We start from the raw sequence: 8,739 nt of genomic DNA on the forward strand, positions 1-8,739 counted from the left end.
CCCGTCGCTGCCGACCCCGCCGCCGCCCGCCCCGGTCCGCCCGACCCCGTCGCCGCTCCTGCCGCGCCTGCGGTCGAACCCGCCCGCGTCGGGGCCGCCGGTGCCCGCGCCGCGCGCCTCACAGGAGGGATCTTCGCAGGTGGGAAGGGCCGTCGACGACACCTCGGGGCGCGACACGCCCACCTCCGTGAACCAGAATGTGGGATCAGTTGACTCATCGCGTGAGATGCGTCAGGCTTGACCGCATGTCGTCGTACCGGTCGCTGCGAGTACTTACCTGAGCGCACTCTCCGTCATCGAGAGTGCGCTGGCCCCGTGCATCTGCACGAGGGCTTTTTTGTTGCCGTCGGACCCCGTCGGGGCGGGCCCCGCCCGCGTTGCACTGCTTGAAGAGCCTCACCCACTCCAGCCGAAGGCCTGAACCGCCATGACGAGACCCACGCCCGAGACCCTCGCCCACTCCGCCCGGCGGGCCCGCACCACCGCCGAGCCCGCGACCGACGCCGAGCACGCCCGCGTCGCGGCCACCCCGGCCGTCCCGGGGGTGCGCACACCCGCGCCGGCCCAGGTCTCCGGCGCTGGCTCGCTGGTGCGGTCCCTCGAGGCGCTCGGCGTCGAGGTCGTCTTCGGCATCCCCGGTGGCGCGATCCTGCCGGCGTACGACCCGCTCTACGACTCGACGGTCCGGCACATCCTGGTCCGGCACGAGCAGGGCGCCGGGCACGCGGCCACCGGCTACGCCCAGGCCACCGGCCGGGTCGGGGTCTGCATCGCCACCTCCGGCCCCGGCGCGACGAACCTGGTCACCCCGATCGCCGACGCGTACATGGACTCGGTGCCGATGGTGGCGATCACCGGCCAGGTCGCGCGGCCCTCGATCGGCACGGACGCCTTCCAGGAGGCCGACATCCAGGGCATCACCCTGCCGATCACCAAGCACAACTTCCTGGTGCAGAACGCCGAGGAGATCCCCCGGGTGCTGGCCGAGGCGTTCCACCTGGCCGGCACCGGCCGGCCCGGGCCGGTCCTGGTCGACATCCCCAAGGACGTCCTCCAGGCGTCCACCACCTTCTCCTGGCCGCCGGCCCTCGACCTGCCCGGCTACCGGCCGACCCTGCACCCGCACGGCAAGCAGATCCGCGAGGCGGCCCGGCTGTTGACCGCCGCCCGCCGCCCGGTGCTCTACGTCGGCGGCGGCGTGCTCAAGGCCGGCGCCACCGAGGGGCTGCGCCGGCTCGCCGAGCTGACCGGCATCCCGGTGGTCACCACGCTGATGGCGCTCGGCGCGTTCCCCGACTCGCACCCGCAGCACCTGGGCATGCCCGGCATGCACGGCACCGTCGCCGCGGTCTACGGCCTGCAGAAGGCCGACCTGATCGTGGCCCTGGGCGCGCGCTTCGACGACCGGGTCACCGGCCAGCTCGACTCGTTCGCGCCGGACGCGACGGTGGTGCACGCCGACATCGACCCGGCCGAGATCGGCAAGAACCGGCACGCGGACGTGCCGATCGTCGGCGACGCCCGGCACGTGATCGACGAGCTGATCGCGGCGGTCACCGCGGAGCAGTCGGCGGGTCGCCGCGCCGACACCGCGGACTGGTGGACCCAGCTCGACGACCTGCGCAAGCGCTACCCGCTGGGCTACGAGGAGCCGGCCGACGGCACCCTCTCCCCGCAGTACGTGATCAAGCGGCTCGGTGAGATCGTCGGCCCGGACGCGATCTACGTCGCCGGGGTCGGCCAGCACCAGATGTGGGCCTCCCAGTTCATCTCCTACGAGAAGCCGCACACCTGGTTGAACTCCGGCGGCCTCGGCACCATGGGCTACGCGGTGCCGGCGGCGATGGGTGCCAAGGTCGGCAAGCCGGACACGGTGGTCTGGGCGGTCGACGGCGACGGCTGCTTCCAGATGACCAACCAGGAGCTGGCCACCTGCGCGCTGGAGGGCATCCCGGTCAAGATCGCCGTGATCAACAACGGCAACCTCGGCATGGTGCGGCAGTGGCAGACGCTCTTCTACAACGAGCGCTACTCCAACACCGAGCTGGGCACCCACAAGCACCGCATCCCCGACTTCGTGAAGCTGGCCGAGGCGCTCGGCTGCGTCGGGCTGCGCTGCGAGAACGAGGCCGACGTCGACAAGACGATCGAGGCGGCGATGGCCATCAACGACGCGCCGGTGGTGATCGACTTCGTGGTCGGCAAGGACGCCATGGTGTGGCCGATGGTCGCCGCCGGCACCAGCAACGACGAGATCATGTTCGCCCGCGGCGTCCGCCCGGCCTTCGACGAGGATGACATCTGATGACGATGCACACGCTCTCCGTCCTGGTGGAGAACAAGCCGGGTGTCCTGGCCCGGGTCTCCGGCCTCTTCTCCCGGCGCGGCTTCAACATCGACAGCCTCGCCGTCGGCGAGACCGAGAACCCGGACGTCTCCCGGATCACCATAGTGGTCAACGCGGAGTCATCCCCGCTGGAGCAGGTCACCAAGCAGCTCAACAAGCTGGTGAACGTACTCAAGATCGTCGAGCTGGACCCGCAGGTCTCGGTCGCCCGGGAGCTGCTCCTGGTCAAGGTCCGCGCCGACCGCGCGGCCCGGACCCAGGTGCTGGAGACGGTCAACCTGTTCCGGGCCCGGGTGGTCGACGTGGCTCCGGACACGCTGACCATCGAGGCCACCGGCACCCCGGACAAGCTCGACGCGCTGCTGCGCGACCTCGAACCCTTCGGGATCAAGGAGATGGTCCAGTCCGGGCTGGTGGCGATCGGGCGCGGCTCGCGTTCCATCACCGCCGGTCCCGCGCTCCGGGCCGCCTGATCCTGCGACCGCGCCGGCGTCACGCGCCGCCGCCAGAACCGACACCGCACAGACCACGACGGGCCGCCTGGGCCGCCGTACGAAAGGGAAACCCATGAGCGTTGAGGTGTACTACGACGACGACGCCGACCTGAGCCTGATCCAGGGCAGGAAGGTCGCGGTGATCGGCTACGGCAGCCAGGGTCACGCCCACGCGCTGTCGCTGCGCGACTCCGGCGTCGACGTGGTGATCGGCCTGCCGGAGGGCTCGAAGAGCCGGCCGAAGGCCGAGGAGCAGGGCCTGCGGGTGGTGACGCCGGCCGAGGCGGCGGCCGAGGCCGACGTGATCATGGTGCTGGCCCCGGACACCGCCCAGCGCAGCCTGTACGCCGAGTCGATCGCGCCGCACCTGGCCCCGGGCAAGGCGCTCTTCTTCGGCCACGGCTTCAACATCCGCTACGGCCTCATCAAGCCGCCGGCCGAGGTCGACGTCGCGATGGTCGCCCCCAAGGGCCCCGGCCACCTGGTCCGCCGCCAGTACGTCGACGGCAAGGGCGTGCCCTGCCTGGTCGCCGTCGAGCAGGACGCCAGCGGCAGCGCCCTCGCCCTGGCCCTGGCGTACGCCAAGGGCATCGGCGGCACCCGGGCCGGCGCGATCCGGACCACCTTCACCGAGGAGACCGAGACCGACCTCTTCGGCGAGCAGGCGGTGCTCTGCGGTGGCGCCGCGGCGCTGGTGCAGACCGGTTTCGAGGTGCTCACCGAGGCGGGCTACGCCCCCGAGGTGGCCTACTTCGAGTGCCTGCACGAGCTGAAGCTGATCGTCGACCTGATGTACGAGGGCGGCATCGCCAAGATGCGCTACAGCATCTCCGACACCGCCGAGTACGGCGACCTGTCCCGGGGCCCGCGGGTGATCGACGCCCGGGTCAAGGAGGAGATGCGCAAGATCCTCGGCGAGATCCGCTCCGGCGAGTTCGCCCGCGAGTGGGTGGCGGAGGACGAGGCGGGCCGGCCGAACTTCACCAAGTGGCAGGCCGAGGGTGCGGCGCACCCGATCGAGGAGACCGGCCGGAAGCTGCGCGGCATGATGAGCTGGGTCGACCGCCCGATCACCGAGACCGCCTGACGTCACACCGGCGGCCCGGTCCCGGCGCTCTCCCCGGCGTCGGGGCCGGGCCGCAACTCTTCCCACCCCGCTCCGCATCGCAGCCGCACCGCGGGCCGCGGTCCGCACCCCGTCGCCGGTCCGGCGCGCGGGGTCGCGTCCGCGCGCCCGCCACCCACCGTTCACCAGCAGCTCACCGCGGGTTGTGAGGGCACTCACCCCGCGGTCCGGGACACGCCGGCCAAGCCGCCCCCTACGATCCCAGGTAGGTGCGTAGCCGGCACCTGACGGCCATGGCACGGATCAGCGCGGGGCGCAGTGCGGCATCCCGCAGCCCCGACCGACCGCTCTGACGACATCTACGAGGACCGATGAATCCTGTCGTACTGATCGCCGAAGAACTCGCTCCCGCCGCCATCGAGGTGCTCGCCCACGACTTCGACGTCCGGCACGTCGACGGCACCGACCGCCCGGCCCTGCTCTCGGCGCTCTCCGAGGCCGACGCCGTCATCGTCCGCAGCGCCACCCAGATCGACGCCGAGGCGATCGCCGCCGCGCCGCGGCTCAAGGTCGTCGCCCGGGCGGGCGTGGGTCTGGACAACGTCGAGGTGCCGGCCGCCACCGCGCGTGGCGTCATGGTCGTCAACGCCCCCACCTCCAACATCGTCTCCGCCGCCGAGCAGGCCGTCGCACTGCTGCTCGCCGTGGCCCGCAACACCGCCAGCGCCAGCGCCGCCCTGAAGGCGGGGGAGTGGAAGCGGTCCAGGTACACCGGCGTGGAGATCCAGGGCAAGACCGTCGGCGTGGTCGGCCTCGGGCGCATCGGCGTGCTCTTCGCGCAGCGGATCGCCGCCTTCGGCACCCGGCTGATCGCGTACGACCCCTACATCCAGCCGGCCCGCGCGGCCCAGCTCGGCGTCCGCCTGGTCGGGCTGGAGGAGCTGCTGCGGGAGAGCGACTTCATCTCCATCCACCTGCCGAAGACCCCGGAGACCGTGGGCCTGATCGGCGAGAAGGAGCTGGCCGTCGTCAAGCCCGGCGTGCGGATCGTCAACGCCGCCCGGGGTGGCCTGGTCGACGAGCAGGCCCTCGCGGACGCGATCGCCGAGGGCCGGGTCGCCGGCGCGGGCGTGGACGTCTACGCCAAGGAGCCCTGCACCTCCTCGCCGCTGTTCGCCTTCGACAACGTGGTGGCCACCCCGCACCTGGGCGCCTCCACCGCCGAGGCGCAGGACAAGGCCGGCCTGGCCGTGGCCAAGAGCGTGAAGCTGGCGTTGCAGGGCGAGTTCGTGCCCGACGCGGTCAACGTGCAGGCCGGCGGCGTGGTCGCCGAGGACGTCCGCCCGCTGCTGCCGCTGGCCGAGAAGCTCGGCCGGGCCTTCACCGCCGTGGCCGGCGGGGTGGCCGCCAGCGTCACCGTCGAGGTGCGCGGCGCGATCGTCGACCACGACGTCTCGGTGCTCAAGCTCGCCGCCACCAAGGGGCTGTTCAGCTCGGTGGTCGAAGAGCAGGTCACCTACGTCAACGCCCCGCACCTGGCCGCCGAGCGTGGCGTCGAGGTGTCGCTGGTGACCCAGCCCGAGACGGTCGACCACACCAACCTGGTCACCGTCCGCGGCGCGCTGCCGGACGGCCGGACGGTCAGCGTCTCCGGCACGGTGACCACCGCCGGCACCCGCGACGTCATCAAGCTGACCGAGGTCGACGGCTTCGACGTGGAGATCGGCGCGGAGGGCATCCTGGTCTTCCTCCGCTACGTCGACCGTCCGGGCGTCGTCGGCACCGTCGGCACGCTGCTCGGCGAGGCCGGCGTCAACATCGCCGCGATGCAGGTGGCCCGTCGGGAGGCCGGCGGCGAGACGCTGATGACCCTCACCGTGGACCAGGCGCTCGGCGCGGACCTGCTCACCTCGGCGGCGGACTCGATCGGCGCGGTCGCCGCCAGCGCCGCGGACCTGCGCGACGAGTAGCCGGCGACGCAGCACAGCGGGGGCCCGGCGATCCGCCGGGCCCCTTGCCGTACGCCGGCAGCGTCAGCCGGGCAGCCGCGCCGGCGGCGGGTAGACCGAGCCGTCCTGGGCGTCGAAGAGCATCAGCCGGTGCTCGCCGGCCAGCCGTTCGATGTCGAGCAGCACCTGGTCCTCGCAGGTCGGGTGCAGGTTCAGCTCGACGTGGTCGTTGGCGGCGTGCAGCGGCGACACCGCCCACGGGGTGTCCGGCCCGGGGCGCCGGTCCGGGTAGGTGGCGGTGATCGCCCGGTAGAACCCGACGACGCGCGGGTCCGGGTAGCGGTCGACGTGCTGCCCCTGCCGGCACCGCTGCACCGCTGCCCGTACGTCGTCAGGCGTCGCCCCGTCCGGCAGGGCCCACACGCTCAGATCGAAACTCACGGCGGACAGCGTGCCATCCGTCGTTCACCATGTCGAAACTGACCCGCCGCAGGCCAACCGCCGGGTGGCTGGACTCCTGTCCCGACCGTCCGGTGTGGAGACCCTTGCGTTGAGTTGCGTCGATTCGCTAGCGTACGGATGCGGTCACTGGCCGAGCTCGCGGCGTAGGCCCGTCTTCGGGTGGCGAGGTCGACGTCCGGCCGACCGGCCCGCACCCCTCGATTGCGCGAGCCACGCGCACTCGTCGCTGACCGGCCCTCACGGTCGTTGCCGAGACCGTGGGGGCCGATCGCGGCACGGGCCCGGATTCCGCCGCCGGTCGGCGGGGAGCGCCCGGATGTCCACCGGACGGGTGGCTCAGCGGCGGTGGGCGAAGATCGCGCGGTAGTCCGACCCGTTGCGGAACCAGGCCAGGCCGACCGGTCCGGCGGCGTAGAGCGCGGTGGCGTAGGCGTCGGCCACAGCGAGGTCGGGGCCGACGACCGTGGCGGCGACCAACTGGTCGGCCGGCTCCCCGGTGTGCGGGTCCACCACGTGCCCCTGCCGGCCGGTGACCCCGGAGGTGCCGACCGCGCCGGCGGTCATCTCCAGCACCAGCGGCGCCCGGCGCCGGTCGGTCGGGTGGTGCACCGCGACGCGCCACGGGCCGCCGTGCGCGGCGTGGCCGCGTACCACGAGGTCGGCGCCGGTGAGCACGGCGTAGTCGTGGATGCCGGCGGCGCGCAACCGGGCCGCGGCCCGCTCCACCGCCCACCCGCCGAGCAGGCCACCCGGGTCGAAGCCGCCGGGCACCGCCCAGGCGTCGAACCACCCGTCGGTGGCGGCCCGCATCGCCGCGCAGCGGTCCACCAGGTCGGTCAGCGGCGGGTACGACTCGGGGCCGATCTCGCCCCGGCGCAGCCGGGAGACCAGGCTCTCCGGCCGGTTCGGGCCGTAGGTGAGGTCGATCGCGCGCAACTCGGCGACGGCGTCCCGCAGCGCCTCGCCGACGCCCCGGCGGCCCAGCCACTCCGGGGCGTTGAGCAGCAGCGAGTACTCCGCCGTCGCGGTCCGCACCGTGTGCGTGACGGCGATCCGGTCACCGGTGAGGGCGCCGGCGCCCTCGACGCGGTGGCTGCGGGTGCCGAGCCGCAGGTCCGGCCGCCGGCCGTGGAAGGTCGACTGGTCCACCCAGCCCGTCCGTGGCTGCTGGTCGATCCGCATGGCACCTGCTCCCTCGCTGACGTACGCCGCGTGGTCGCGGTACCGTCTTGGCCCCGTGACCCGCTCGTCACCACGCTAGGCAGCGGAGATGACCACACCATGAATGTCACCTGGGAGCCTCCTGTGCATCCCGCTTTCCCGGATGGTGGAAGGTCCGTACCGGGAGGCGGGACGGCGGCGTACCGTCGGGCAGACGGCTAGGCAGAGGAGCGCAGGACGTGGCACGCATCGCGGTGGTGGCCGGGGACGGGATCGGACCCGAGGTCGTCGCACAGGCCCGCAAGGTCATCGACGCCGTGCTCCCCGGCGTGACGGCCACCGAGTACGACCTCGGCGCGGCCCGCTACCACCGCACCGGTGAGGTGCTGCCCGACCCGGTGCTCACCGAGCTGGCCGGGCACGACGCGATCCTGCTCGGCGCGGTCGGCGACCCCACCGTCCCGCCGGGCGTGCTGGAGCGGGGCCTGCTGCTCAAGCTGCGCTTCGCCTTCGACCAGTACGTCAACCTCCGGCCGTCGCGGCTCTGGCCCGGGGTGGCCGGGCCGCTGGCCACCGTCAAGCCCGGCGAGGTCGACCTGGTCGTGGTCCGCGAGGGCACCGAGGGGCTCTACGCCGGCGCCGGTGGCGCGCTGCACCGGGGCACCCCGGCCGAGATCGCCACCGAGGAGAGCCTGAACACCCGGCACGGGGTGGAGCGGGTGATCCGGGACGCGTTCGCCCGGGCCCGCCGCCGGGAGCGGCGCAAGGTCACCCTGGTGCACAAGACCAACGTGCTCACCCACGCCGGATCGCTGTGGGCCCGCACCTTCGAGGCGGTCGCCGCCGAGCACCCGGACGTGACCACCGAATACCAGCACGTCGACGCCGCCGCGATGTTCCTGGTCACCCAGCCGCAGCGCTACGACGTGGTGGTCACCGACAACCTCTTCGGCGACATTCTCACCGACATCGCCGCGGCGGTCACCGGCGGCATCGGGCTGGCGGCCAGCGGCAGCATCAACCCCGAGGGGGCGTACCCCTCGATGTTCGAGCCGGTGCACGGCTCGGCGCCGGACATCGCCGGGCGCGGCGTGGCCGACCCGGTGGCGGCCGTGCTCTCCGCCGCCCTGCTGCTCGACCAGCTCGGCCACGCCGACGCCGCGGCGCGGGTCACCGCCGCGGTCGGCGTGGAGCTGGCCGGCCGGGTACCGGGCGTACCGCTGCGCACCGAGGAGGTCGGCGACCGGCTCGCCGGGTACG

7 protein-coding genes are annotated in these 8,739 nt (G+C 73.2%); 5 read left to right on the forward strand and 2 right to left on the reverse strand.

The annotated features are described in order from the left end of the window. The first annotated feature begins 427 nt into the window (after positions 1-427). The 4 genes from NCC78_RS22755 (at position 428) to serA (ending at position 5,877) form a co-directional block, all read left to right on the forward strand. Positions 428-2,305 carry an acetolactate synthase large subunit gene (locus NCC78_RS22755; protein ID WP_250796924.1) on the forward strand — a complete coding sequence of 626 codons (1,878 nt, stop codon included), beginning with the start codon at positions 428-430 and terminating at the stop codon, positions 2,303-2,305. Then, the gene (gene ilvN, locus NCC78_RS22760; protein WP_250796927.1) at positions 2,305-2,820 is read left to right on the forward strand and encodes an acetolactate synthase small subunit; all 516 of its coding nucleotides are present in this window, start codon (positions 2,305-2,307) and stop codon (positions 2,818-2,820) included. The genes NCC78_RS22755 and ilvN overlap by 1 nt, the downstream gene beginning before the upstream one ends. A 94-nt stretch (positions 2,821-2,914) precedes the next feature. Then, a complete protein-coding gene (gene ilvC / locus NCC78_RS22765; protein ID WP_250796928.1) occupies positions 2,915-3,928 on the forward strand; it encodes a ketol-acid reductoisomerase in 1,014 nt (337 codons plus the stop codon). A gap of 350 nt (positions 3,929-4,278) precedes the next feature. Beyond that, positions 4,279-5,877 carry a phosphoglycerate dehydrogenase gene (serA, locus tag NCC78_RS22770; RefSeq protein ID WP_250796930.1) on the forward strand — a complete coding sequence of 533 codons (1,599 nt, stop codon included), beginning with the start codon at positions 4,279-4,281 and terminating at the stop codon, positions 5,875-5,877. A 63-nt stretch (positions 5,878-5,940) separates the two neighbouring features. Here the strand turns inward: serA and NCC78_RS22775 are convergent, their stop codons facing one another. Then, positions 5,941-6,297: a hypothetical protein gene (locus NCC78_RS22775; RefSeq protein ID WP_250796931.1), complete on the reverse strand. Its 357-nt coding sequence runs from the start codon at positions 6,295-6,297 to the stop codon at positions 5,941-5,943. A 357-nt stretch (positions 6,298-6,654) separates the two neighbouring features. Further along, the gene (locus tag NCC78_RS22780) at positions 6,655-7,500 is read right to left on the reverse strand and encodes an FAD:protein FMN transferase (protein ID WP_250796932.1); all 846 of its coding nucleotides are present in this window, start codon (positions 7,498-7,500) and stop codon (positions 6,655-6,657) included. A gap of 218 nt (positions 7,501-7,718) precedes the next feature. Between NCC78_RS22780 and NCC78_RS22785 the strand changes: the two genes are divergently transcribed. Further along, positions 7,719-8,739 (forward strand): 3-isopropylmalate dehydrogenase (locus tag NCC78_RS22785; protein ID WP_250796933.1); only part of this gene is annotated, 1,021 nt, incomplete at its 3' end.

This window comes from Micromonospora phytophila, from assembly GCF_023656545.1.
GTDB lineage: Bacteria > Actinomycetota > Actinomycetes > Mycobacteriales > Micromonosporaceae > Micromonospora > Micromonospora phytophila.

Excerpts from the sequence above, each read along its gene's own strand:
- NCC78_RS22755 (WP_250796924.1), top strand. The coding sequence starts at position 428 with ATGACGAGACCCACGCCCGAGACCCTCGCCCACTCCGCCCGGCGGGCC.
- ilvN (WP_250796927.1), top strand. The coding sequence starts at position 2,305 with ATGACGATGCACACGCTCTCCGTCCTGGTGGAGAACAAGCCGGGTGTC.
- ilvC (WP_250796928.1), top strand. The coding sequence starts at position 2,915 with ATGAGCGTTGAGGTGTACTACGACGACGACGCCGACCTGAGCCTGATC.
- serA (WP_250796930.1), top strand. The coding sequence starts at position 4,279 with ATGAATCCTGTCGTACTGATCGCCGAAGAACTCGCTCCCGCCGCCATC.
- NCC78_RS22780 (WP_250796932.1), bottom strand. The coding sequence starts at position 7,500 with ATGCGGATCGACCAGCAGCCACGGACGGGCTGGGTGGACCAGTCGACC.